The sequence below is a fragment of the Stenotrophomonas sp. 62841_Sma genome (assembly GCF_056482945.1).
In genome coordinates this window covers 2,200,246-2,226,634 of sequence record NZ_CM151224.1, presented here as the reverse complement: position 1 = coordinate 2,226,634, position 26,389 = coordinate 2,200,246, and the positions used below count along the sequence as shown (strand labels likewise).

Genomic DNA, 26,389 nt, shown 5'->3' with positions numbered 1-26,389 from the left:
CGCACCTCAATCCCCCGCCCGCGCGGCCGATAACGGGGTTGTCACCGCTTGTCCCGCTGTGACCGGCACGGCGCCGCCCGCCCGCTTCGACCTGGTCCTGCTCGATGAATCTCATGCATCGCTGGCAACACTACTTCAGCAACCTCTCCGTCCGGCGCAAGCTCAACCTGCTGACGCTGCTCATCGCGCTTGGCGTGATCGCGCTCTCGGTGATCGCCGCCCGCATGCAGTACCTCGACCTGACCGAGACCCGCAAGACCGCGCTGAAGACCCAGGTCGAACTCAGCTACGGCATCCTCCAGCACTACCATCGCCTGGCCGGTACCGGCGAGCTCAGCGAGGACGCTGCCAAGGCCGCCGCCCTGCAGGCGCTGGAAGTGATGCGCGCCGATAACGATGCCTACTACTTCAACATCTACGACACCGGCTACCGCCTGCTGATGCACCCGTTCCGCAAGGACCTGGTCGGCAAGGACATGAAGGACTTCCGCACCGACGACGGCGTGCGCATCTACTACGACCAGGTGGAAGCAGCCAAGGCCGGTGGCGGCTTCGTCAACTACCGCTGGGCCAAGCCCGGCAGCAAGGGCGAGGTCGAGAAGGTGGCTTACGCCGGCCTGTTCGCGCCCTGGAACTGGGTGGTCAGCAGTGGCGTCTACATGGACGACGTGCAGAAGCAGGCACTGGTGTTCACCGCCATCATGGCCGTCTCCGGTGGCGTGCTGGTACTGATCGTGCTGGCCCTGAGCTGGCTCATCGGCAACCGCATCGCCATACCGCTGAAGCAGGCAACGGCCGTCGCCGAGGGTATCGCCCGCGGCAAGCTGGACAGCCACATCGGCCCGCAGCCGCATGACGAGACCGGCCGCCTGCTGGACGCCATGTCGGGCATGCAGCAGCAGCTGCACGCGGTGATCAGCGGCCAGCGCGAGATGGCGCGTCGCCACGACGGCGGCGAACTGAGCTACCGCATCGATGCCAGCGCCTTCCCCGGCGAGTACGGGCTGATGGTGCAGGAAACCAATGCCCTGGTCGGCGGCCACGTGCAGACCCTGCACGATGTGCTGGACGTGGTGCAGCAGTACGCGGTGGGCGATCTGAGCCGCGACGTCGCGCGCTACCCCGGCGAGAAGGCCGCGATGACCACCACCGTCGACACGGTCAAGGCCAACCTCGGCCGCATCAACGCCGAGATCAAGCAGCTGGCCAGTGCCGCCGCCGCAGGCGACTTCAGCCGCCGTGGCGACGCGCAGCGCTTCGATCACGATTTCCGCCTGATGCTGGAAAACCTCAACGCGATGATGGCGGTCAGCGATGACAACCTCGGCAAGCTCTCGCAGCTGCTGTCGGCCATCGCCGAAGGCGACCTGACCGCGCGCATGCACGGCGACTACCAGGGCGTGTTCGCACGCATGCGGGACGACGCCAACACCACCGTCACCCAGCTGACCCAGATCGTCGGCCAGATCCAGGCCAGCGCGTCCAGCATCACCCTCGCCGCCGGCGAGATCGCGTCGGGCAACAGTGACCTGTCGCGCCGTACCGAGCAGCAGGCAGCCAATCTGGAAGAAACCGCCGCGTCGATGGAGGAGCTGACCTCCACCGTGCGCCAGAACGCCGAGCACGCCCGCCAGGCCAATCAGCTGGCGATCGGCGCGCAGGGTGTTGCTTCTCAAGGCGGCAGCGTGGTCGGCCAGGTGGTCAACACCATGTCGGCCATCGAAGCCTCGTCGAAGAAGATCGCCGAGATCATCTCGGTCATCGACGGCATCGCCTTCCAGACCAACATCCTGGCGCTGAACGCCGCAGTGGAAGCCGCACGTGCCGGCGAACAGGGCCGCGGCTTCGCCGTGGTCGCCAGCGAAGTGCGTACCCTCGCCCAGCGCTCGGCCGCCGCGGCCAAGGAGATCAAGGGCCTGATCGATGATTCGGTCGGCAAGGTCGCCGAAGGCTCCAGCCTGGTGCACCAGGCCGGCAGCACCATGGGCGAGATCGTCGCCTCGGTGCAGCGCGTGACCGACATCATGGCCGAGATTTCCGCGGCTTCGCAGGAGCAGTCGGCCGGCATCGAGCAGGTCAACCAGACCGTGGTGCAGATGGACGAAACCACCCAGCAGAATGCTGCGCTGGTGGAAGAAGCCACCGCCGCCGCACGTGCGATGGAAGAACAGGCTGGCCAGCTGGCCGACGCCGTGGCGATCTTCCGCCTGGACAACCAGGTCTCGGCCGCGATGAAGGCGGTGGCCGCGCGTGTCGAGCCGGTGCATGTTGCCGCCGCCGTGGCGCGTCCGCGGCCGGCTCCGACGCCAGCACCGGTACGCCGCACCGGCAGCAACGCCAGCACCTTCGTCGCCAGCGACAGCGACTGGCAGGAATTCTGAGACCCACCCGCGGCGGCTTCGGCCGCCGCCTCTGCCGATGGACACGTCCCCCGTGCAAAGTCCTACTCCCATCGTTACCGGCCCGCGCGAATTCGAGTTTGCCGACCGTGATTTCCGCCGCGTCTGCGACCTGATCTACCAGCGCGTGGGCATCGCCCTCGCCCCGGCAAAGCGCGACATGGTCTACGGCCGCCTGTCGCGCCGCCTGCGCACGCTGGGCATGCGCAGCTTCCAGCAGTATCTGGACCATCTGGAGCAGGAAGACGGTGACGAGTGGCAGGCGTTCACCAACGCCCTGACCACCAACCTGACCTCGTTCTTCCGCGAGCCGCACCACTTCGACAAGCTGCGCGAGGAGCTGCAGCAACGCTCCAGCCGCACGCCGCTGCTGCTGTGGTCGTGCGCCGCCTCCACCGGCGAAGAGCCCTACTCGATGGCGATCACCGCCTGCGAAGCCTTCGGCACCCTGAAGCCACCGGTACGCATCATCGCCACCGACGTCGATACCCAGGTGCTGGCCACGGCCGGCCGTGGCGTCTACAACATCGACCGCGTCACCAGCCTCGATCCGGATCTGCGCCGCCGCTACTTCCAGCGCGGCAGCGGCCCCAACGAGGGCCAGTGCCGCGTGCTGCCGGCGCTGCGCGAGCTGATCGAGTTCCGCCCATTGAACCTGCTTGCCCCGCGCTATGACGTCGGCGGCCCGTTCGACGCACTGTTCTGCCGCAACGTGATGATCTACTTCGACAAGCCGACCCAGCGCGCGATCCTCGGCCGGCTGGTACAGCACCTGTCCGACGATGGCCTGCTCTACACCGGCCACTCGGAGAACTACCTGCACGCCGCCGACCTGATCCAGCCCTGCGGACGCACCCTGTACCGCCGTGCGGCAAAGGCAGGCGCATGAACGCATCGCTGCGCACCGATGATGTGATGCGTTACCAGGACGCGCGCTTCAAGACCATTGCAGCCAAGCTGCTGCCGACCCAGTACCTGGTGGTCGATGACACCACTGCGCTGACCACCACGCTGGGCTCCTGCGTGGCGGCCTGCCTGCGCGACCCTGTGCTGAAGATCGGCGGCATGAACCACTTCCTGCTGCCCGAAGGCAACGCCGGCGACGGCGCACCCGCGCGCTACGGCAGCTATGCGATGGAACTGCTGATCAACGACATGCTCAAGCGCGGCGCACACCGCAAGCGCATCGAGGCCAAGGTGTTCGGCGGCGCCAACGTGCTCAAGGGGTTCACCAGCAATCCGGTCGGCACCCGCAACGCTGAGTTCGTGCGCCAGTACCTGCAGGCCGAGCACATTCCGATCATCGCCGAGGACCTGTGCGGTATCCATCCGCGCAAGATCTGGTTCTTTGCCGATACCGGCCGCGTGGTGGTGCAGCGCCTGCCGCACGCACACGAAGCCGAAGTGGCCGCGACCGAATCGGCCGTGCGTGCTCGCCTGTCCAAGGCCCCGGTCACCGGCGGCGTGGAGCTGTTCGAATGACCCTGACCGGCAACGCCCCCTGCCGGGTCCTGATCGTCGACGACTCCGCCGTCGTGCGCCAGATGCTCACCGAGATCCTGTCCAGCGATCCGTCCATCGACGTGGTCGGCACCGCCGCCGACCCGCTGCTGGCACGCGAGAAGATCAAGCGCCTGGCCCCCGACGTGATTACCCTGGACGTGGAAATGCCGCGCATGGACGGCTTGGCGTTCCTGGAAAACCTGATGCGCCTGCACCCGCTGCCGGTGGTGATGATCTCCTCGTTGACCGAACGTGGCGCCGACACCACCCTGCAGGCGCTGGCGCTGGGTGCGGTGGACTTCGTCTCCAAGCCGAAACTGGACGTGGCGCGCGGCCTGCAGGGCTACGCCGACGAGATCATCGCCAAAGTGAAGATGGCGGCGCGCTCGCGCGTTCGCCCGCTGGTGCGCGCTGCCGCACCGAAGCTCCTGCTGGACGCCTCCCCAGCGACGCGTCCCGCCACGCCCCAGTTCCGCACCACCGACCGGCTGATCGCGATCGGCTCATCGGCCGGTGGCACCGAAGCGCTGCGTGTGGTGCTGGAAGGCATGCCCGCCGACGGCCCGGCCGTGGTAATGACCCAGCACCTGCCGGCCAGCTTCAGCAGCGCCTTCGCCGAACGCCTGGACCGGCACTCGGCGATGGCCGTACGCGAGGCCAGCGACGGCGAAGCCGTGCTGCCCGGCCACGCTTACCTGCCACCGGGTGGCAAGCACCTGCGCATCATCCGCGACGGTGCGCGCTGGCGCTGCCGGGTCGACGACGGCCCGGCCGTGAACCGGCACAAGCCCGCGGTGGATGTGCTGTTCCGCTCGGTCGCGCAGAACGCCGGCGGCAACGCCATCGGCGCCATCCTCACCGGCATGGGCGATGACGGCGCACGCGGCCTGCTGGAAATGCGCCAGGCCGGCGCACCCACGCTGGTGCAGGACGAGGCCACCAGCGTGGTCTGGGGCATGCCCGGGGCCGCCTTCAAGCTGGGCGCCGCCGAGGAGCAGGTGCCACTGGAACGGATTGCCGAGCGGTTGCTGGCACTGGCCCGCGGGTGATGGGGAGCTGGAGAGCCGAAGGCAACGGCAGGAGCCGTTGCCAACGTCGCTTGCGACGGCCCGTAGGGGCCGCGCAAGGACACCCGGCATAGCCCATGCTCGGCTCCGCATCGGCCAAACGCACCGGCCAGACGACGCATTCAACCCGTTTGCGCTTGCAGCAACCTCGGACAGCGGCGTTTCAACAGTGCTACTTGCGTACATCGGCGTCGTAATCGCCTCACTTGCACCCGGGGATGGCCCCTCGTCGATCCGCCACATTGGACGTGCTTCCCCTACCCCCGCAGCGTGAGGCTCCCTTCCATGGAGCCTCCCCTTGCCCCTTCTCACCCATCACGACATCGGCACCGGCTTTCCGCTTGTCCTCGGCGGCAGCTATCTCTGGGGCCGCGACATGTGGGCACCACAGATCGAGCTGCTGTCGCGGCGCTATCGCCTGATCCTTCCGGAGCTTCCCGGCCACGACAACGATCTGCCCCTGTCAGCCGCCTTCACCACACCCGCGTGCCTCGCGCGCGAAGTCGGCCGCTTGATGGATGCGCTGGGCATCCGGCACTACGCGGTGGCTGGCTTGTCGGTCGGCGGCATGTGGGCAGCGGAACTGGCGCTGCAGCGCCCCGAGCAGGTCCGCTCGCTTGTCCTGATGGACACCTACCTCGGAGCGGAACCGGAGGCCTCCCGGCAACGCTATTTCGGCATGCTCGACATGATCGAACAGCTGGGCTGCATCCCCGAAGCCATGGCCGAACAGATTGTGCCGCTGTTCTTCCGCCCAGGCATCGCCATCGACGATCCGATCCGGTTGCTGTTCCGGCAACGGCTGCTGTCCTGGCCCCGCGAGCGCCTGCTCGACGCGGTCGTGCCGCTGGGTCGCCTGATCTTCGGCCGCCCGGACCGGCTGGGCGCATTGAAGGATCTGGACCCGGAAACAACGCTGATCCTGAGTGGCGAACACGACCTGCCACGCCCCTTGACCGAAGCGCGGCAGATGGCGGACCAGATCGGCTGCCGGCTGCAATCGATCCCCGATGCCGGCCATATCTCCACGCTGGAGAATCCGGCATTCGCCAGCGTGCGCATTGATGCATGGTTGCAGCAGTCGCTGCACGTCGCCTGCTAGCAAGCGGCCGGATGCTGGGTGGCGTCCCACCGGATGCCCCCCCGGCGCTGCACCTCGGCCTTGGAGCACAGCTGCACCGAGTCGTATAGTCAGACGTCGCAGAGCAATGGAACGCCGATGAACGATACGCCGCAATGCCCCGTGGCACGGGTACGCAAGGATGAAGTGCCGGCGCGCCCCCAGCATGAAATGCGCAGTCCGTCGCATTTGCCCCGAGATGCCCTTCATGGCACCGTCGTCTGCGGTGTAATCCCCTATTCCGCGATTCAACGAGCAGGGCAATCCAGTCGGCGTTCTCAGACGCAGAGCACCATGCTCCGTAGTAGCGCTTTACCGGCGCACCCGCGTAATACCTCCATCAGCGACGTGGACCGCTCATGCTGAAATCCGTCCCCAGCCTTGCTCATGTTGCGTTGATCGCATTGATCACACTGGCCATTCCAGGCTGCAACAAGGAACGCTCGTTCCCGGTCTATCGCGAGAATCCTGCGCCCAAGGATGCGCTGCCGATTGTGATTCGGGTCCACGATGCACCCGTGGATGTCCCCGTTCCTTCGGTCTTCGTCACGTATGAGATAGACCCACTCTGTCTCCCTCCGGTCAACAATTGGGAGGGGGTGCAGTACGAGCCGAATCAGCACAAGGTTGAGCTTCAGGCACAGCGCCTCAGTGCTACTGAATTCAGCAGTGTTGTATTCAACGACGGCATGGAAGTTGCCGATTATTACGGTCGCGGCCCGTGCACTTGGACACCCGTGCTCGTGGAAGCTTCATTCGCCTTCATCATCGATGATCGCCCTATCCAAGCAACCGCATGGACTTCATTCACAAAGCTTGAAACCGAGAAACTCTCTACTACCTACGTACATCGCGCCTTACGCCCCATCACTTCAGGGGGATCGCCAGAGTGGACGCCTACCGAGCCTTCGACTTGGTACGAGAAGATGTCTCCAGATAAGCGAAAGAATTACTTCCCAATCGAAATCTCCACGCGGACTGAAGGAACAGCCCAATGAATCCTGGAGCAAATGCAGCCCTCTCAGATCATGTCTACAAGGATCCGCTCCCTGAGCCCAGGGCCATTGTTACCATTGCCGGGACGGAATATCGTGTATTGGCCAGCCTAAACTCCGCCACCGGCTACCAAGGCGTCATTTACCATAATCTCGAATCCAAAGAAGTAATCGTCACCCATCGCGGTACCGAGTTTGATCGCCAGCCTCTGATTGACGGCGGCATCGATGCGGCGATGGTCACCGCCAGAATCAACGCGCAGATTGATGATGCCCTCGCGCTGACCAAGCAGGCAATCGAGCTGGCTGACGCAAATGGATATGGCCAGGTATCCGTTACCGGCCACTCCCTGGGCGGTGCCCTCGCGCAGATCACCGCCCATCACTACAACCTCCCCGGCGACGCCTTCAATCCTTACGGTGCCGCCGGGCTGGCGTATCGCCTCCCTGAAGGCCAGCCGGCCAATGCGGCGCCCTTCACCAACCATGTGATGGCAGGCGACCTGGTCAGTGCGGGCGGCCCTCATTACGGCAAGGTTGAGATGTATGCGCTGCCCAGGGAACTGGAGGTTCTGCGCAACGCCGAGCAGGGCCAGCGCATCGCCTCGCTCGGAACGCTCGGGATGAAAAGCGGCCATGTCATGTCCGCCGCCGTCGCGGTCCAATTGGGTGACTCCCATCGATTGGTTCATTTCCTTGATCGCACGACCGACAAGGGTCCGGTGCAGTCTGTACTGGACAACCCCCAGGCCCGGGTCACGGATCCTGAAGACCTGCGCCGGATTGCCGACTACCGCAGTGATGTTCATCAGCTGCGTGCGGCGGCGACCGTGCTTGTCGGCGGTGGACCGGGTCTGCTGCGCGACGGGGTCAATTACCTGCGCGGCACGGAGGAAGCTGGTGTGCATGCCCGCCACGAAGCTGAAGCCGCGCAGCATGCCCGCAATGCGCTCAAGCCTGGAGAGCAACTGATCCAGGATGCAACCGACCAGGGCGCGCCCTCCCTCGGCAATCCCGGCTTCTCTCCCAGGAACCCACTGCAGGAGAGCATTGAATCCACCTTGGACAAGGCGGGCCTGGATCCCAGGGAGGAAGGCCACCCAGACCAACTTCTCTACCGGCAGATTCGCGACGGTGTATCCGCTGTGGATGCCAGGCACGGGCGCAGCTTCGATGAAACCAGCGAGCGGATGACAGCCAGCCTGCTGGCGGCGGCCAAGAGCAGCGGCCTGGAACGCGTCGATCATGTGGTCCTGGGCAATCCACCCAGCGACGGCTCGGGCCCTCGCATGTTCGTTGTGCAGGGAGCGCCCGACAATCCGGCACACCTGCGGGCGTCGGTAGTGATCAGCGAGGCAATCAGCACGCCCGTGGAGCAGTCGCTCGCCAAGGTCGAACAGATGTCGCAGGTACAGCAGGTTGCCCAGCAGGACCACGCCCAGGAGCAGACCCGGACGGCGATGCGCATGGGCTAGGCCACCTGGCCCGGCGCCCACAAAAAACCCCCGGCTTTCACCGGGGGTTCTTCGTTTCAACGGGATGCCGGCCAGCGGCCGGCACTACCCTCAGGCAGCGACCGTCTTGGCCACGTCCTGGTATTCCTCGATCTGGTCGAAGTTCATGTAGCGGTAGATCTCCGCACCATTGGCGTTGATCACGCCGATGTCCGCCATGTACTCCTCCTTGGTCGGGATGCGGCCCAGACGCGAGCAGATCGCCGCCAGTTCCGCCGAACCCAGGTACACGTTGGTGTTGCGGCCCAGGCGGTTCGGGAAGTTGCGGGTCGAGGTCGACATCGCGGTGGAGCCTTCGCGGATCTGCGCCTGGTTGCCCATGCACAGCGAGCAGCCCGGCATTTCCATGCGTGCACCGGTGGCGCCGAAGGTGCCGTACACGCCTTCCTTGGTCAGCTCCGAGGCATCCATCTTGGTCGGCGGGGCCACCCACAGGCGGGTCGGCAGGTCACGCTTGCCTTCCAGCAGCTTGGCAGCGGCTCGGAAGTGACCGATGTTGGTCATGCACGAACCGATGAACACTTCGTCGATCTTGGCGCCGGCCACTTCGGACAGGGTCTTCACGTCGTCCGGGTCGTTCGGGCAGGCCACGATCGGCTCGTGGATGTCGGCCAGGTCGATCTCGATGACGGCAGCGTATTCGGCATCGGCATCCGGCTCCAGCAGCTCCGGGTTGGCCAGCCACGCTTCCATCTTCTCGATACGGCGCTGCAGCGAACGCGGGTCCTGGTAACCCTCGGCAATCATCCACTTCAGCAGGGTGATGTTGCTGTTGAGGTACTCGATGATCGGCTCCTTGTTCAGGCGCACCGAGCAACCGGCCGCCGAACGCTCGGCCGAGGCGTCGGACAGCTCGAACGCCTGTTCGACCTTCAGCTCCGGCAGGCCTTCGATTTCCAGGATGCGACCGGAGAAGATGTTCTTCTTGCCAGCCTTGGCCACGGTCAGCAGGCCCGACTTGATCGCGTACAGCGGGATCGCGTTGACCAGGTCGCGCAGGGTCACGCCCGGCTGCATCTTACCCTTGAAGCGCACCAGCACCGACTCCGGCATGTCCAGCGGCATCACGCCGGTGGCAGCGGCGAAGGCAACCAGGCCCGAACCGGCCGGGAACGAAATGCCCACCGGGAAACGGGTGTGCGAGTCACCACCGGTACCAACGGTGTCCGGCAGCAGCATGCGGTTGAGCCAGCTGTGGATCACGCCGTCGCCGGGGCGCAGCGAGACGCCGCCACGGGTGGAGATGAACTCCGGAAGGGTGTGGTGGGTCTTCACGTCCACCGGCTTCGGGTAAGCGGCGGTATGGCAGAACGACTGCATCACCAGATCGGCCGAGAAGCCCAGGCAGGCCAGGTCCTTCAGCTCGTCACGGGTCATCGGGCCGGTGGTGTCCTGCGAGCCGACCGAGGTCATCTTCGGTTCGCAGTAGGTGCCCGGGCGCATGCCCTGGCCTTCCGGCAGGCCACAGGCGCGGCCAACCATCTTCTGCGCCAGCGAGAAGCCCTTGCCGGTATCGACCGGCTGCACCGGCAAGCGGAACAGATCGGTCGGGGCCAGGCCCAGCGCTTCGCGCGCCTTACCGGTCAGGCCACGGCCGATGATCAGCGGAATGCGGCCACCGGCGCGCACTTCGTCGAACAGCACTTCGGACTTGACCTGGAACTCGGCGATCACTTCGCCATTCTTCAGCGCCTTGCCTTCGTACGGACGCAGCTCGACCACATCGCCGTGCTCCATCTTCGACACGTCCAGCTCGATCGGCAGTGCACCGGCATCTTCCATGGTGTTGTAGAAGATCGGAGCGATCTTCGAACCCAGGCAGACGCCACCGGCGCGCTTGTTCGGGATGAACGGAATGTCATCACCGGTCCACCACAGCACGCTGTTGGTGGCCGACTTGCGCGAGGAACCGGTGCCGACCACGTCGCCAACGTAGGCGACCAGGTGACCCTTGTCCTTCAGGTCGAGGATCTGCTGGATCGGGCCGCGCTTGCCGTCTTCTTCCGGGGTGAACGGCGCGTCGTCGCGCTTGTTCTTCAGCATCGCCAGGGCGTGCATCGGGATGTCCGGGCGGGTGGTCGCGTCCGGTGCCGGCGACAGGTCGTCGGTGTTGGTTTCGCCCGGCACCTTGAACACGGTGACGGTCAGGCTCTGCGGCACTTCCGGGTTGCTGGTGAACCACTCGGCGTCGGCCCAGCTCTGCAGCACGGACTGGGCGTTGGCATTGCCGGCCTTGGCCTTTTCCTGCACGTCATGGAAGGCATCGAACACCAGCAGGGTCTTCTTCAGACCGTTGGCGGCGATGGTGCCGACGCTGGCGTCGTCCAGCAGCTGCACCAGCGGGGCGACGTTGTAACCGCCGAGCATGGTGCCCAGCAGTTCGGTGGCGCGCTCACGGCTGATCAGCGGGTTCTGCTCGCTGCCCAAGGCGATCGCCGCCAGGTACGAGGCCTTGACCTTGGCCGCGTCATCGACGCCGGCCGGCACGCGGTGGGTCAGCAGGTCGAGCAGGAACTCGGCCTCGCCCTGCGGCGGGTTCTTCAGCAGTTCGATGACATCGGCCGTCTGCTGCGCGCTCAGCGGCAGCGGCGGGATGCCAAGCGCAGCGCGCTCGGCGACGTGGTGGCGGTAGGCTTCCAACATGACAACTCCCGGGTAATGCGTAGGTTGAAAAAAAGTGGGCTCAGGCTTGCGGCACGATCAGCTTCAGGCCCTTGAAGTAGTCGCGGTAAAACGTGTCGTTCCAGGTGATCAGGCCATCGCACTGCAGCAGTGCGTGGGCGCCGACCATGAATTCGTCCAGGCTGCGGCGGCTGCCGCTGCGCTGGCGGTGGCGGCGGTGCATCTCGCCGGCGCGCAGCGCCGACTTGGCTTCCATCGGGTTGAAGTGCACGCCCATTTCTTCCAGCGCTTCGAGCACCTCGGCACCGCCACGCAGCGATGCGCAGACCTCGGCCAGGGTCGCGCCGCAGACCACCACACGGCCACCGACCAGGCTCTGCCTGAGGATGGCTTCCACGGCATCGGCCTGCGGGCCATTGCTGAGCAGCTCGACCAGCACCGGAGAGTCGACGGCGATCATCACGGCTTATTCCTCGTCACGCACCGCACGTACCGCTGCGTCGGACGATTCGAAACCGTCCAGCGCGAACTTGCCGCGCGCCCGTGAAATGGCATCGTCAACACTCTTGCGCAGGATGATACGGCTGCCGTCCAGCTCGACCTTCAGCAGCGTGCCCTTGGTCAGGCCGAGGGCATCACGCACCGCCTTGGGCAGGGTGATCTGTCCGCGTTCTGCAACAGTGGCTTCCATCGGTAGGCCCTCCAGAGTATGCACAAATTATACATACTTCTCCGGGCATACTTCCACCCTGAACAGGACCGGCACCCCGCCAGCCCTTGCCTCGCAAAGGATCGGCCACAAACGTGACATACGCCATACACCTTCCCCTGTAGTCTGGAACCGATGCCGCAGGCCGGAACCCGGCCCGGGTGAATCCATTCAGTTTCGGGTTCATACTGGAACCACCGGGGCCGTCAGGCCCGCGGCGACCGCAAGCAGGTCCGCCCATGCGCGGGCCACTGCAAGCCATCCGCAAGAAGGAGTTACCCCGCATGAGCGATTCGTTCTCCACCCGCAGCCAGCTGAACGTCGGCGGCAAGACCTACGACTACTTCAGCCTGCCCACGCTGGGCCAGCGCTTCGATATCTCCCACCTGCCCTACTCGATGAAGATCCTGCTGGAGAACCTGCTCCGGCACGAGGACGGCGGCATCACCGTCGGCAAGGACCACATCGAAGCCGTGGCCCGCTGGAACCCGGCGGCCGAGCCGGACACCGAAATCGCCTTCATGCCGGCGCGCGTGGTCCTGCAGGACTTCACCGGCGTGCCCTGCGTGGTCGACCTCGCCGCGATGCGCGACGCGGTGGTCAAGCTCGGCGGCTCGCCTGAGCAGATCAACCCGCAGATTCCCTCCGAACTGGTCATCGACCACTCTGTGCAGGTCGACGTGTTCGGCAAGCCGGACGCGCTGGACCTCAACGGCAAGATCGAGTTCCAGCGCAACCAGGAACGCTACGGCTTCCTGCGCTGGGGCCAGAAGGCCTTCGACAACTTCAAGGTAGTGCCGCCGAACACCGGCATCGTCCACCAGGTGAACCTGGAGAACCTGGCCCGCGTGGTGATGACGGCGGACAAGGACGGCAAGGCGGTCGCCTACCCCGATACCGTGTTCGGTACCGACAGCCACACCACGATGATCAACGGCATCGGCGTGCTGGGCTGGGGCGTGGGCGGCATCGAAGCGGAGGCGGCCATGCTCGGCCAGCCGTCGTCGATGCTGATCCCGCAGGTGGTCGGCTTCAAGCTGACCGGCAAGCTGCCCGAGGGCGCCACCGCCACCGACCTGGTGCTGACCGTCACCCAGATGCTGCGCAAGCTGGGCGTCGTCGGCAAGTTCGTCGAGTTCTACGGTGACGGCCTGCAGCACCTGCCGCTGGCTGACCGTGCCACCATCGGCAACATGGCGCCGGAATACGGCGCCACCTGCGGCATCTTCCCGATCGACGCCGAGTCGCTGAACTACCTGCGCCTGTCCGGCCGCAGCGAAGAGCAGATCGATCTGGTCGAAGCCTATGCCAAGGCGCAGGGCCTGTGGCACGAACCGGGCAGCCCGCACGCGCAGTACAGCACCACGCTGGAACTGGACATGGGCACGGTGAAGCCGTCGCTGGCCGGCCCGAAGCGTCCGCAGGACCGCGTGCTGCTGGAAGACGTGCAGAAGAACTACCGCGAAGCCCTGGTTGGCCTGACCACCAACCGTGACAAGCGCAGCGAAGATGTCTCCTCGTTCGTCAACGAAGGCGGCGGTGCGGCGGTCGGCAACGAGCAGCTGGCCAAGGGCTACGCGGACATCGAAACCGAAGGCCGCAAGGTCCGCCTGAAGGATGGTGCAGTGGTCATCGCTGCCATCACCTCCTGCACCAACACCTCCAACCCGGCGGTGATGATCGGTGCTGGCCTGCTGGCCCGCAACGCGGCCGCCAAGGGCCTGAACCGCCAGCCGTGGGTGAAGACCTCGCTCGGCCCAGGTTCGCGCGTGGTCACCGATTACCTTGAAAAGGCCGGCGTACTGAAGGAGCTGGAGAAGATCGGCTTCTACGTGGTCGGCTACGGCTGCACCACCTGCATCGGCAACTCCGGCCCGCTGCCGACCGAAGTCAGCGCCGGCATCGCCACCGGCGACCTGGTCGTCACCTCGGTACTGTCCGGCAACCGCAACTTCGAGGGCCGCGTGCACCCCGAAGTGAAGATGAACTACCTGGCCAGCCCGCCGCTGGTGGTGGCCTATGCCATCGCCGGCACCACCGACATCGACCTGACCACCCAGCCGCTGGGCACCGGCAGCGATGGCCAGCCGGTGTTCCTGCGCGACATCTGGCCGAGCAACAAGGAAATCGGCGATGTCATCGCCGCGACCATCGGCCCGGAGATGTTCAAGCAGAACTATGCCGACGTGTTCAAGGGTGATACCCGCTGGAACACCATCGCCTCGCCGGACGGCAACCTGTACGAGTGGAGCGATGCCTCCACCTACATCAAGAACCCGCCGTACTTCGATGGCATGACCATGCAGACCGGCAGCATCGACGACGTACACGGCGCACGCGTGATGGGCCTGTTCGGCGATTCGATCACCACCGACCACATCTCCCCGGCCGGCAACATCAAGAAGGACTCGCCGGCAGGCCGCTTCCTGCAGGAGCGCGGCGTGCAGCCGGCCGACTTCAACAGCTACGGCAGCCGCCGCGGCAACGATGACGTGATGGTCCGCGGCACCTTCGCCAACATCCGCATCAAGAACCTGATGTTCGGTGGCGAGGAAGGTGGCAACACCCTGTACTACCCGGCCGCTGGCGGCCAGCCGGAAAAGCTGGCGATCTACGATGCAGCCATGAAGTACAAGGCCGACAAGGTGCCGCTGGTGGTGCTGGCCGGCAAGGAATACGGCACCGGCTCGTCGCGTGACTGGGCGGCAAAGGGCACCCTGCTGCTGGGGGTGAAGGCGGTCATCGCAGAGAGCTTCGAGCGCATCCACCGCTCCAACCTGGTCGGCATGGGCGTGCTGCCGCTGCAGTTCCGCAACGGCGAGAATGCACAGAGCCTGGGCCTGGACGGTTCGGAAGTGATCGACATCACCGGCCTGCAGGACGGTGCAAGCAAGCGCGCCACGGTCACCGCAACCAAGGCTGACGGCACCAAGAAGACCTTCGAAGTCTCGGTGATGCTGCTGACCCCGAAGGAAGTCGAGTACTTCCGCCACGGCGGCCTGCTGCAGTACGTACTGCGCCAGTTGGCAGCCAAGTAACTGGTAGCGCCGGGCCATGCCCGGCGGATCCCGGAAGCAAACGCAAAGGGCCGGATCCTCACAGATCCGGCCCTTTGCTTTCGCGTTTGCCGGGCAGGGCCCGGCGCTATCTACCGCCGCGGTGCGTCCGGGTCGGTGCGCAGGGCCTTCAGCAGGCCCCACATGTAGAACGCCAGGGTGAAGGAGAACGGCAGGCCGCACAGCACCACCGCGGTCTGCATCGCACTGAAGTTGCCGGCCAGCAGCAGGCCGACGCTGGCCACGGTGATGCCAGCCGCCCAGAACACGCGCAGCCAGATCGGCGCGTCGTGGCCATCCTCCACGCCGTCGTCAACGCGACGGGTGCACAGGTTGGCGATCATCAGCGTGCCCGAGTCAACCGGGGTCAGGAACAGCACGAAGCCGATCACCACTGCGGCACCGGCCACGTACGGCGCGCCGGGCAGGTACTCCAGCAGCTTGAACAGGGTCATCGCCGCATCATGCTGGGCCACGTCACCCAGGATCGCCTGGCCATGGTTGAGCACCAGGTCGATAGCCGTGTTGCCGAAGATCGACAGCCACGCCAGGGTGAAACCGAGGGGGATCAGCAGCACGCCCATGATCACTTCACGGATGGTGCGGCCACGCGAGATGCGCGCCACGAAAAGACCGACGAACGGCGCCCAGGCGATCCACCACGCCCAGTAGAACAGCGTCCACGAGCCCATCCACTCACGGCCCTTCGGGTCGTTGAGGTACATGTCGAAGCTCTTGCGCACGAATGCGCCGAGATAATCGCCGGTGTTCTGGATCAGACCATCGAACAGGTGCAGGGTCGGGCCAGTGACCAGCACGAACAGCAGCAGGCCGCACAGCAGGCGCACGTTGAGGTTGGAGAGCCAGGCAATGCCCTTCTCCACACCCGCCACCACGCCGATGGTGGCCACCACCATCATCACCAGCACAATTGCCACCAGCACCTGCGGCGTATCCGGAATGTGGAACAGGTAGACCAGGCCGGACTGCACCACCAGCGCGCCGATGCCGAGGTTGGTCACCATCGAGATCAGCGTGGCAAGGATGCCGAAGCCATCGACCATGTCGCCGATGCGGCCATGGATGCGCTCACCGAAGATCGGGTACAGCGCCGAACGCAGCGCCAGCGGCAGGTCGCGGCGGTAGGCGAAATAGCCCAGCGCCACGCCGACCAGCGCATACAGCGCCCAGCCGTGCAGGCCCCAGTGCAGGAAGGTCAGCACCATCGCCTCGCGGCCGGCGGCCACGGTCCCGCCGGGCTGCCCGGGCGGATTGAGGAAGTGGTCCAGCGGCTCGTAGGCGCCGTAGTACAGCAGCGCGATGCCGATACCGGCCGAGAACAGCATCGACACCCAGGCCACGTAGCCGAACGCCGGTGATTCCTCGTTGTGGCCCAGGCGGATGCGGCCGTACTGCGAGAACGCCAGCCACAGCACGAAGCCCAGGCACAGCACGATCAGCAGCATGTACCACCAGCCGAACGCCGCCGAGACTTCGGCCTGCGCCCACTGCAGCCAGTGCTCGCTGCTTTCGGGATAGAGAACGGTAAGCAGCCCGAGGATGCCGATCGACACCGAGGAGCTGAAGAAGACAAAGCGGTTCAAGCGCAGGGGCGAACGCTTGGGATGAGCCAGGGAAGACATGGGGTCGTCTCATCAAGTCCGAGGGAGCACATGGGCGGGGCCGGACCGGTAAACCGGGCCCATGGCGTGGGGCGCGAGCGCATCCTAGGGTTTATTGATTGAACGTTCAATCAATAAAAAGCATAATGGCGGGCAGCCCGATCCTTCGGGTCGCAATCCGTGGAGAGACAATGCCGAAGAAAGGCGTGGAACCGGTACGGCGCGAACAGCTGATCCGGGCCACTTTCCAGACCATCGACGAGATCGGCATGGCCGATGCGACCGTCGCCACCATCGCGAAGAAGGCAGGGCTGTCCAGCGGCATCGTCGCCCACTACTTCGGCGACAAGGACGGTCTGCTCAATGCTGCAATGCGGCAGATCCTGCGCGAACTGAAGGACGCAGTGGCCCGCTACCGCGCCGGCGCCGGCGACGACCCGCGCGAGCAACTGCGCGCCATCGTCGACGGCAACTTCGACGACAGCCAGATCAACGGCACCGCGATGCGCGTCTGGCTGACCTTCTGGGCCGCGAGCATGCACCAGCCGGAACTGGCCCGCTTGCAGCGCGCCAACGACCAGCGCCTGTTCTCCAACCTGTGCCACCAGTTCAACCGCCTGCTGCCCCACCCGCAGGCCCGCTTGGCCGCCCGTGGCCTGGCCGCGATGATCGACGGCCTGTGGCTGCGCGGCAGCCTGGTCGGCGGCCAGTTCAACGCCGAGAAGTCCCGGCGCATTGCTTACGGCTACATCGACTTCCAGTTGCAGGCTGTCGCGCTATAAGCGCTTCAGCACCCGCCCCCTTCCAAGGAGTACGCCCCATGACCACCCTGCCCGTCCAACAGCTCTACATCCACGGCCAGCGCGTCGATGCCACCAGCGGCAAGACCTTCAAGACCGTGAACCCGGCCACCGGTGACGTGATCGCTGAAGTGCAGGTCGCCAGCCAGGCCGACGTCGAACGCGCCGTGCAGAGCGCGGCCGAAGGCCAGAAGGTGTGGGCGGCGATGACCGCCATGGAACGCTCGCGCATCCTGCGCCGCGCCGTCGAGATCCTGCGCGAGCGCAACGACGAACTGGCCCACCTGGAAACCCTGGACACCGGCAAGGCGCTGGCCGAAACCACCACCGTGGACATCGTCACCGGCGCCGACGTGGTCGAGTACTACGCCGGCCTGGCCACCGCCATCGAAGGCATCCAGCTGCCGCTGCGCGAATCGAGCTTCTTCTACACCCGCCGCGAGCCGCTGGGCGTGGTCGCCGGCATCGGCGCCTGGAACTACCCGATCCAGATCGCCATGTGGAAGTCGGCCCCGGCCCTGGCCGCCGGCAACGCGATGGTGTTCAAGCCGTCCGAAGTGACCCCGCTGACCGCGATCCGCCTGGCCGAGATCTACACCGAAGCCGGTGTGCCGGCCGGCGTGTTCAACGTCGTGCAGGGCCCGGGCCGCGAGATCGGCCAGTGGCTGACCGAGCACCCGGTGATCGAGAAGATCTCCTTCACCGGCGGCGTCGCCACCGGCAAGAAGGTCATGGCCAGCGCCGCATCCTCGTCGCTGAAGGAAGTGACCATGGAGCTGGGCGGCAAGTCGCCGCTGGTGATCTGCGATGACGCCGACCTCGACCGCGCCGCCGACATCGCGGTGATGGCCAACTTCTTCAGCTCCGGCCAGGTCTGCACCAACGGCACCCGCGTGTTCGTGCCGCGCAGCATGCTGGCCGCGTTCGAAGCCGCCGTGGTCGAGCGCGTCAAGCGCATCCGCATCGGCGACCCGATGGCCGCCGAGACCAACTTCGGCCCGCTGACCAGCTTCCCGCACATGGAAAACGTGCTGCGCTACATCGAAAGCGGCAAGGCCGAAGGCGCTCGCCTGCTGACCGGCGGCGGCCGTGCCACCGAAGGCGCGCTGGCCAATGGCGCCTACGTGCTGCCGACCGTGTTCTCCGACTGCCGCGATGACATGACCATCGTCAAGGAAGAGATCTTCGGGCCGGTGATGAGCATCCTCGCCTACGACGACGAAGACGAAGTGGTGCGTCGAGCCAACGACACCACCTTCGGCCTCGCCGCCGGTGTGGTCAGCAAGGACGTCAGCCGCGCCCATCGCATCATCCACCGCCTGGAAGCCGGCATCTGCTGGATCAACACCTGGGGCGAATCTCCGGCCGAAATGCCGGTCGGCGGTTACAAGGAATCCGGCGTCGGCCGTGAGAACGGCATCTCCACCCTCGGCCACTACACCCGCATCAAGTCGGTGCAGGTGGAACTGGGCGACTACGCCAGCGTGTTCTGATCGGCGCGCCGCGAGCGCGCACCTTCGTCCGGCCACCGCGCCGATCCGACATTCCGCCGGGACGCCTGCACGCAGCGCGCCCCGGCCTGCAGGAGACACCCATGAGCACCCATAACGAGTACGACTACATCATCATCGGCGCCGGTTCGGCCGGCAACGTGCTGGCCACCCGCCTCACCGAAGATGCCGATGTCAGCGTGCTGCTGCTGGAAGCCGGTGGCCCGGACTACCGGCTCGACTTCCGTACCCAGATGCCGGCGGCACTGGCCTTCCCGCTGCAGGGCAAGCGCTACAACTGGGCGTACAAGACCGATCCCGAGCCCTTCATGAACAACCGCCGCATGGACTGCGGCCGCGGCAAGGGTCTGGGCGGCTCGTCGCTGATCAACGGCATGTGCTACATCCGCGGCAACGCGATGGACTACGACAACTGGGCCAGCATGCCGGGCCTGGAAGACTGGACCTACCTGGACTGCCTGCCGTACTTCCGCAAGGCCGAAACCCGTGACATCGGCGCCAACGACTACCACGGTGGCGACGGCCCGCTGCGCGTGACCACGCCGAAGGCCGGCAACAACGAGCTGTTCGCTGCGATGGTCGAGGCCGGCGTGCAGGCCGGCTACCCGCGCACCGACGACCTCAACGGCTACCAGCAGGAAGGCTTCGGCCCGATGGACCGCACGGTGACCCCGAAGGGCCGTCGCTCCAGCACTGCCCGCGGCTACCTGGACCTGGCCAAGCCGCGCCCGAACCTGACCATCGTCACCCACGCGCTGACCGACCGCATCCTGTTCTCGGGCAAGCGCGCGGTGGGCGTGCAGTGGCTGCACAACGACCAGCCGCAGCGTGCCACCGCCCGCCGCGAAGTGCTGCTGTGCGGCGGCGCCATCGCTTCGCCGCAGATCCTGCAGCGCTCGGGCGTCGGCCCGGCCGACTTGCTGCGCAGCCTGGACATCGACCTGGTGCACCACCTGCCGGGCGTCGGCGCCAACCTGCAGGACCACCTTGAGATGTACCTGCAGTACGAGTGCAAGAAGCCGGTCTCGCTGGCGCCGGCACTGAAGCTGTACAACCAGCCGGCCATCGGTGCCGAGTGGCTGTTCCTGGGCACCGGCATCGGCGCCAGCAACCAGTTCGAGGCCGGTGGCTTCATCCGCAGCGACGCCGAATTCGACTGGCCGAACCTGCAGTATCACTTCCTGCCGGTGGCGATCAATTACAACGGCTCCAACCCGATCAAGGCACACAGCTTCCAGATGCACGTCGGTTCGATGCGCTCGCCCAGCCGCGGCCGCATCCACGTGCGTTCGAAGGATCCGCGCGAACATCCGAGCATCCTGTTCAACTACATGTCGCACGACCAGGACTGGCGCGAGTTCCGTGCCGCGATCCGGATCACCCGCGAGATCTTCGCGCAGCCGGCGCTGGCGCCGTACAGCGGCCGCGAGATCTCCCCGGGCAGTGCGCTGCAGACCGACGCGCAGATCGATGCGTTCGTCCGCGAGCATGCCGAGACCGCCTACCACCCGTCGTGCTCGAACAAGATGGGCCACGCCGATGATCCGATGGCGGTGGTCGACGGCCAGGGCCGCGTGCACGGGCTGGAAGGCCTGCGCATCGTCGATGCCTCGATCATGCCGCAGGTGGTGACCGGCAACCTCAACGCGCCGACCATCATGATGGCCGAGAAGCTGGCCGACGTGATCCGTGGCCGCACTCCGCTGGCCCGCAGCACCGCGCCGTACTACAAGGCCAACGGCGCACCGGTACGCAAGCAGGGCTGACGCAAGCGCCCCGCTTGGGGCCACGGTCGTGCCGGCCGCTGGCCGGCATCTACCGGAATCCCGATCGAGCGCAGATGCCGGCCAGCGGCCGGCACTACCAAGCAAAGAGGCCCCTCGGGGCCTCTTCGCGTTTTCCCTACGGCGGGGTATGCTGCAATGAACGGCCATTGTCGATACGCTCAGGGCCGTAACCTAAAACATCACGATTCCTGGAGGGGGAATATGAGTCTGGATCGTCCCTGGCTGCAGAGCTATCCGAAAGGCGTTCCCGCCGAAATCGACGTCAACGAATTCCATTCGGTCGCCTCGGTCTTCGACGCTTCCGTCGCGAAATTCCGCGACCGTCCCGCCTACTCCAGCTTCGGCAAGGTCCTCACCTATGGTGAGACGGACGCGCTGGTCACCCAGTTCGCCGCCTACCTGCTGGGTGAGCTCAAGCTCAAGAAGGGTGACCGCGTCGCCCTGATGATGCCCAACTGCCTGCAGTACCCGGTGGCCACCTTCGGCGTGCTGCGCGCCGGCCTGACCGTGGTCAACGTCAACCCGCTGTACACCGCGCGCGAACTCAAGCACCAGCTGGTTGATGCCGGCGTCAGTGCCCTGGTGGTGGTCGACAACTTCGGCGACACCGTCGAACAGGTCATCGCCGATACGCCGGTCAAGCACGTGGTCACCACCGGCCTGGGCGACCTGCTCGGCGCCAAGGGCGCGATCGTCAACTTCGTGCTGAAGTACATCAAGAAGATGGTGCCCAACTACCACATCAAGGGCGCCGTCCGCTTCAAGCAGGCGCTCAAGCTGGGCAGCCGCCACGCGCTTCCGCCGGTCGAGATCGACCACGACGACATTGCCTTCCTGCAGTACACCGGCGGGACCACCGGCGTGGCCAAGGGTGCGATGCTGACCAACCGCAACCTGATCGCCAACATGCAGCAGGCGTCGGCGTGGCTGTCCACCTCCGGCATCGAGCCGGGCAAGGAAGTGATCATCACTGCCCTGCCGCTGTACCACATCTTCGCGTTGACCGCGAACGGCCTGGTCTTCATGAAGTTCGGTGGCTGCAACCACCTGATCACCAACCCACGCGACATGAAGGGCTTCGTCAAGGAGCTCAAGGGCACCCGCTTCACTGCCATCACCGGCGTCAACACGCTGTTCAACGGCCTGCTCAACACCCCGGGCTTCGACGAGATCGACTTCTCTTCGGTCAAGTTCACCCTGGGCGGCGGCATGGCGGTGCAACGTGCCGTGGCCGAACGCTGGAAGAAGGTCACCGGCGTGACCCTGGTCGAAGCCTATGGCCTGACCGAGACCTCGCCCGCGGCCTGCATCAATCCGCTCACCCTGCCCGAGTACAACGGTGCCATCGGCCTGCCGATCCCGTCCACCGATGCCTGCATCAAGGACGACAACGGCAACATCCTGGCGCTGGGCGAAGTGGGCGAGCTGTGCATCAAGGGCCCGCAGGTGATGAAGGGCTACTGGCAGCGTCCGGAAGAAACCGCCACCGCCATCGATGCGGACGGCTGGCTGCACACCGGCGACATGGCGAAGATGGACGAACAGGGCTTCTTCTACATCGTCGACCGCAAGAAGGACATGATCCTGGTGTCCGGCTTCAACGTGTACCCGAATGAGGTCGAAGACGTCATCGCGATGATGCCGGGCGTGCTGGAAGTCGCCGCCGTCGGTGTCCCGGACGAAAAGTCCGGCGAAGTGGTCAAGGTCGTGATCGTGAAGAAGGACCCGAACCTGACCGCGGAAATGGTCAAGGAACATGCGCGGGCAAACCTGACCGGTTACAAGCACCCCAGAATCGTAGAATTCCGAAAGGAGCTGCCGAAGACCAACGTCGGCAAGATTCTCCGTCGCGAGCTGCGTGATACGCCCGCCCAGTAAGGGTTTCCGGGCAACGGGAGAGTACAGGGACCCCGCCGGAGACGGCGGGGTCTTTTTATTACCGGAACATGGCCGGTACAGCGCTTGCGGGCGGTTCACGACGGGTGCATAGAATCAGTCGCCGCCGCACGTTCAGCCCGCCCCCTCACTCCTCTCCGTCCGCTCTGCGGTTGGCCGGACGGTCACACGGAGAACTCCCATGTCCGCAGTACGCCCCATCATCACCCGTCCCTCGCAGCACCCTACCCTGCGTATCACCGAAGAACCCGAGCGGGATGTCTACTGGATCCACATGCACGCCAACCTGGTCAACCAGCCGGGCCGGCCGTGCTTCGCCTCGCGCCTGGTCGATGACATCGTCGACTACCAGCGCGAACTGGGCGATCGCCTCAGCGCCTCGCACGCTCTGTCACCCCATGTCGTTCTTGCCTCGGACAGCGACGTGTTCAACCTGGGTGGCGATCTCGAACTGTTCTGCCGCCTGATCCGCGAGGGCGACCGGGCCCGCCTGCTCGACTATGCCCAACGCTGCGTGCGCGGCGTGCATGCCTTCCATGCCGGCCTGGGCACCCGTGCCCACAGCATCGCCCTGGTCCAGGGCAATGCACTGGGTGGCGGCTTCGAGGCCGCACTGAGCTGCCACACCATCGTCGCCGAGGAAGGCGTGCTGATGGGCCTGCCCGAGGTGCTGTTCGACCTGTTCCCGGGCATGGGCGCCTACTCCTTCCTGTGCCAGCGGATCAGCCCGCGCCTGGCCGAGAAGATCATGCTGGAAGGCAACCTCTACACCGCCAGCCAGCTGAAGGAGATGGGCCTGGTCGACATCGTGGTGCCGGTGGGCGAAGGCGTTGCCGCGGTCGAACAGGTGATCAAGGAAAGCCGGCGCATTCCGCACGCGTGGGCGGCGATGCGTGAGGTCAACGAGATCGCCACCATGGTGCCGCTGCATGAAATGATGCGGATCACCGAGATCTGGGTGGACACCGCCATGCAGCTCGGCGAGAAGTCCCTGCGCACCATGGATCGGCTGGTACGGGCGCAGGCCCGGCGCAATGGCGACCCGGCCTGACCGTCTGGCGGGTCAGGACGGGCTGCGCTCGCTGTCGTCGCGGTGCGATGCTCCCGCACTACGGGCAGCCAACGCATTCCTGCCGTTGCGCAGGGCAGTCGCCAGGCTGCCGAGGCGGGCGTTCCATTCACCCTTCAGCTGCCAGTCCGCCATGCGCATGATTTCGCCACTGGAGGCGGCAACCTGGACAAGCCCCAGGTTGCTCGCCACACCGCGCAGCGCGTGTGCGTGCTCGCGGAAATCCTCCCAGGCCTGGCGCTCGCCGCAGCCCTGCAGCTGGCCCATGCTCGCGTCGACGTCCGCCAGGCACTGGTCGATGAACTTGCGTTCGAAGCCATCGCCCATACCCAGCGACGCCAGCTCGTCCAGCACCGCGGTATCGAGCACGCCATCGCCAACCGGCAATGCCGGCACCGACTGGATGCCGGACTCGGCGCGGGTGTTGGCGGCGACATCGGCCAGCACTTCCAGCAGACGGGTGGCCACCACGGGCTTGGCAAGGAAGGCGCGGGCACCGGCCTGCTCGCAACGCAGGATGGACTCGGGGGTGACGTCCGCGCTCAGCACCATGACCGGAACGTAAGGCATGCCACTGGCCTGCATCACCCGCAACTGTTTGAGCAGGTCCAGTCCGCTCATGCCGGGCATGTGCAGATCGACGATCGCTGCGTCGTAACTGGCCTGCTCCAACGCATCGAGCACTTCGGCGCCGCCATTGACGCAGGTGACCTTGTGGCCGGCCTTCTCCAGCAACCGCTGCAGCACCATGCGGTTGGCTTCGTGGTCGTCGGCCACCAGCACCCGCAGGCTGCGCACGCGCGCACGATGGCGCAGGAAGGGATTGGAGAACGCGATGACATTGCCGGCTTCAGCCACCTCGGACGGAACCGCCGGGGCTGATGAGGTGTCTGCGACGTCCAGCGTGATCTCGACCCAGAACACGCTGCCGCGCGGGCTGTTCGGCGCATAACCGACCTGCCCGCCCATCGACTCGACCAGGCCCTTGGCAATGGCGGTGCCCAGACCGGTGCCTTCATGGCGGCGGGCCAGGCCGACATCGCCCTGCTCGAAGGCATTGAACAGCCGGCCGCGCAGCGCCACCGGCACCCCGATGCCGCTGTCGACGATCTCGAATCGCAGGCGCATCCGCTCGCTGCCCAGCACATCGGGGCTGGACACGCGCAGATGCACGTAGCCGCTGTCGGTGAACTTGACCGCGTTACCCATCAGATTGAGCAGGATCTGCTGCAGATGACCGGCATCACCCAGCAGGCGCGGCGGCACGTTGTCATCCACCTGCACGCGATAGTCCAGCGATTTGGAGCGGGTCTGCGGCGTCAGGATCAGGTTGATCGCCTGCAGCACGTCGGCCAGCGCGAACTCGTGCCACTCCACGCGCACCTTGCCGGCTTCGATCGCGGAGATGTCCAGCACCTCTTCCACCAGCGCCAACAGGCTGCGGGTCGAGGCCTGGATGGTGTTCAGGCACTCGCGCTGTTCGTCGTCCAGGCGGGTGGTGGCCAGCACTTCGGTCATGCCGGCCAGCCCGTTCAATGGCGTGCGGAACTCATGGCTCATGTTGGCCAGGAAACGGCTCTTGGCTTCGTTGGCCTGGCGCGCCTCTGCCACCGCCCGGGTCAAGGCATGCAGCAGCGAATCGAAGTACAGCGGAATCGCGCCCAGGCCCAGCAGCAGGCCCCAGCCCAGATAGTCGTGGCCGCGCCAGTACGGCGACAGCATCACCGTGCACAGGAAGGCCAGGCAGCCCATGGCCGTGGCCACGCGCAGGTAGGTGCTGCCGTAGCGCATGCCGTTGCCGATCGTGACCCACAGCATCACCGCATACAGCGGTGCCGCCGGCTCACCCTGGATGGTCATGATCCAGGCCATGCAGGTGTAGTCGGTCAGCATGCCGATCACCCGGCGCACATGCGACACACCCGGATTGACCAGGATCGCGGTCAGCAGGCCGGCGGAGATGGTCAGCTCGAAGGCCAGGATCAACCAGGTGGCGGTCAGCGCCTCACCGCCGCCGCTCAGCGAGCGCCAGCCGAGGTAGCTGATGAACAGCGCCGTGATGATGATGCGGATCAGGTTCTGCGCGTGCTCGCTGTCCTCGCGCCCGGACAGGCGCTGCTTGAAGCGGGCCAGCAGCGAGCGCTTGTCGGAACCAGCGGCGGGAGTCGTATCCATGGTCGGATGTCGCATCCTTCGGCGCAGCAGGGAGGAGCAGCACAACGGTACTGCCAGCAACCCCAACCACAGGGAAATGGCCAGCCCCAGGTTGGCCTGCCAGTAAGGGGTCAACAGCACGGTGGTGCCGAAACTGACCATCGCCAGCACGATGGCAGCGGCCAGGTAACGCGGCCCGAAGCGCAGGCCGTTGCCCACCGTGACCCACATCACCACCGCATACACCCACGCCAGCGGCTCACCCATCTGGATCATGCCGACCGCGATCAGGCCGTAATCGGCCAGCATTCCGGCCACCCGCCGCGGATCGGAGCGCTCCGGCTTCCACAGCAGCCAACCGAACAGCAGCAGCGAAAGTCCCAATCCGGTCAGTACCGTCGCCAGCACGCCCTGGTACTGCTCCAGACGGTGCAGGCGCGCACCGGACAGCAGCACATAGACCAGGATCAGCGAGATCAGCACCACCCGCACGATCGCCTGGCCATGTTCCGAATCCGGACGCTGCGCCAGCCGACGCCTCACGCGTGCGAACAGGTCCTGCATG

Annotated in this window: 18 protein-coding genes; 13 read left to right on the top strand and 5 right to left on the bottom strand. The window is 65.8% G+C overall.

Annotation, left to right across the window (positions count from 1 at the left end; all coding sequences use genetic code 11):
- Positions 1-104 precede the first annotated feature (104 nt).
- The 7 genes from ACZK5G_RS10375 (at position 105) to ACZK5G_RS10345 (ending at position 8,559) form a co-directional block, all read left to right on the top strand.
- Positions 105-2,381: a methyl-accepting chemotaxis protein gene (locus ACZK5G_RS10375; protein WP_182267754.1), complete on the top strand. Its 2,277-nt coding sequence runs from the start codon at positions 105-107 to the stop codon at positions 2,379-2,381.
- A gap of 37 nt (positions 2,382-2,418) precedes the next feature.
- Positions 2,419-3,288: a CheR family methyltransferase gene (locus tag ACZK5G_RS10370; RefSeq protein WP_050509861.1), complete on the top strand. Its 870-nt coding sequence runs from the start codon at positions 2,419-2,421 to the stop codon at positions 3,286-3,288.
- The gene (gene cheD, locus ACZK5G_RS10365) at positions 3,285-3,881 is read left to right on the top strand and encodes a chemoreceptor glutamine deamidase CheD (protein ID WP_008264676.1); all 597 of its coding nucleotides are present in this window, start codon (positions 3,285-3,287) and stop codon (positions 3,879-3,881) included. Before ACZK5G_RS10370 ends, cheD begins: the two co-directional genes overlap by 4 nt.
- Complete coding sequence (locus tag ACZK5G_RS10360; RefSeq protein WP_121503191.1) at positions 3,878-4,951, top strand: protein-glutamate methylesterase/protein-glutamine glutaminase; 1,074 nt, start codon at positions 3,878-3,880, stop codon at positions 4,949-4,951. The genes cheD and ACZK5G_RS10360 overlap by 4 nt, the downstream gene beginning before the upstream one ends.
- A 316-nt stretch (positions 4,952-5,267) precedes the next feature.
- Positions 5,268-6,071, top strand: coding sequence for an alpha/beta fold hydrolase (locus ACZK5G_RS10355; RefSeq protein WP_478466298.1), 804 nt, complete (start codon positions 5,268-5,270; stop codon positions 6,069-6,071).
- A 377-nt stretch (positions 6,072-6,448) separates the two neighbouring features.
- A complete protein-coding gene (locus tag ACZK5G_RS10350) occupies positions 6,449-7,087 on the top strand; it encodes a hypothetical protein (RefSeq protein WP_478466297.1) in 639 nt (212 codons plus the stop codon).
- Complete coding sequence (locus tag ACZK5G_RS10345; protein ID WP_478466296.1) at positions 7,084-8,559, top strand: XVIPCD domain-containing protein; 1,476 nt, start codon at positions 7,084-7,086, stop codon at positions 8,557-8,559. The genes ACZK5G_RS10350 and ACZK5G_RS10345 overlap by 4 nt, the downstream gene beginning before the upstream one ends.
- Before the next feature lie 90 nt (positions 8,560-8,649).
- Here the strand turns inward: ACZK5G_RS10345 and acnB are convergent, their stop codons facing one another.
- Genes acnB through ACZK5G_RS10330 form a run of 3 tightly spaced genes read right to left on the bottom strand, consistent with a single transcriptional unit; the run spans position 8,650 to position 11,911 of the window.
- Positions 8,650-11,241, bottom strand: coding sequence for a bifunctional aconitate hydratase 2/2-methylisocitrate dehydratase (gene acnB / locus ACZK5G_RS10340; protein WP_032129839.1), 2,592 nt, complete (start codon positions 11,239-11,241; stop codon positions 8,650-8,652).
- Between the two features lie 40 nt (positions 11,242-11,281).
- Complete coding sequence (locus ACZK5G_RS10335) at positions 11,282-11,680, bottom strand: type II toxin-antitoxin system VapC family toxin (protein ID WP_008267153.1); 399 nt, start codon at positions 11,678-11,680, stop codon at positions 11,282-11,284.
- Positions 11,681-11,686: 6 nt separating this feature from the next.
- Entirely contained in the window at positions 11,687-11,911 is a 225-nt protein-coding gene (locus tag ACZK5G_RS10330) for an AbrB/MazE/SpoVT family DNA-binding domain-containing protein (RefSeq protein ID WP_005409505.1), read from the bottom strand.
- 302 nt (positions 11,912-12,213) lie between these two features.
- Here ACZK5G_RS10330 and acnA point away from each other — a divergent pair, with 302 nt between their 5' ends.
- On the top strand, positions 12,214-14,967 hold the full coding sequence (gene acnA / locus ACZK5G_RS10325; protein WP_478466295.1) for an aconitate hydratase AcnA: 2,754 nt from the start codon (positions 12,214-12,216) through the stop codon (positions 14,965-14,967).
- A gap of 110 nt (positions 14,968-15,077) precedes the next feature.
- Here the strand turns inward: acnA and ACZK5G_RS10320 are convergent, their stop codons facing one another.
- Positions 15,078-16,628 carry a BCCT family transporter gene (locus ACZK5G_RS10320; RefSeq protein ID WP_478466293.1) on the bottom strand — a complete coding sequence of 517 codons (1,551 nt, stop codon included), beginning with the start codon at positions 16,626-16,628 and terminating at the stop codon, positions 15,078-15,080.
- A gap of 170 nt (positions 16,629-16,798) precedes the next feature.
- On the opposite strand from ACZK5G_RS10320, the gene betI reads away from it, so the two are divergent.
- The 5 genes from betI to rpfF all read left to right on the top strand — a co-directional run bounded on the left by betI (position 16,799) and on the right by rpfF (position 23,652).
- Positions 16,799-17,389: a transcriptional regulator BetI gene (gene betI / locus ACZK5G_RS10315; protein WP_110712191.1), complete on the top strand. Its 591-nt coding sequence runs from the start codon at positions 16,799-16,801 to the stop codon at positions 17,387-17,389.
- A gap of 38 nt (positions 17,390-17,427) precedes the next feature.
- A complete protein-coding gene (betB, locus tag ACZK5G_RS10310; RefSeq protein ID WP_478466291.1) occupies positions 17,428-18,900 on the top strand; it encodes a betaine-aldehyde dehydrogenase in 1,473 nt (490 codons plus the stop codon).
- A gap of 101 nt (positions 18,901-19,001) precedes the next feature.
- Positions 19,002-20,684, top strand: a complete 1,683-nt coding sequence (betA, locus tag ACZK5G_RS10305) for a choline dehydrogenase (RefSeq protein WP_006441623.1) — start codon at positions 19,002-19,004, stop codon at positions 20,682-20,684.
- A 222-nt stretch (positions 20,685-20,906) separates the two neighbouring features.
- Positions 20,907-22,583 (top strand): long-chain fatty acid--CoA ligase, encoded by a 1,677-nt coding sequence (locus ACZK5G_RS10300; protein ID WP_032129834.1) that lies wholly within the window; start codon positions 20,907-20,909, stop codon positions 22,581-22,583.
- A 199-nt stretch (positions 22,584-22,782) separates the two neighbouring features.
- The gene (rpfF, locus tag ACZK5G_RS10295; protein WP_012480080.1) at positions 22,783-23,652 is read left to right on the top strand and encodes a diffusible signal factor synthase RpfF; all 870 of its coding nucleotides are present in this window, start codon (positions 22,783-22,785) and stop codon (positions 23,650-23,652) included.
- A 12-nt stretch (positions 23,653-23,664) separates the two neighbouring features.
- Here the strand turns inward: rpfF and ACZK5G_RS10290 are convergent, their stop codons facing one another.
- Positions 23,665-26,388, bottom strand: a complete 2,724-nt coding sequence (locus ACZK5G_RS10290; protein WP_285303176.1) for a response regulator — start codon at positions 26,386-26,388, stop codon at positions 23,665-23,667.
- Between the last annotated feature and the right edge of the window lies 1 nt (position 26,389).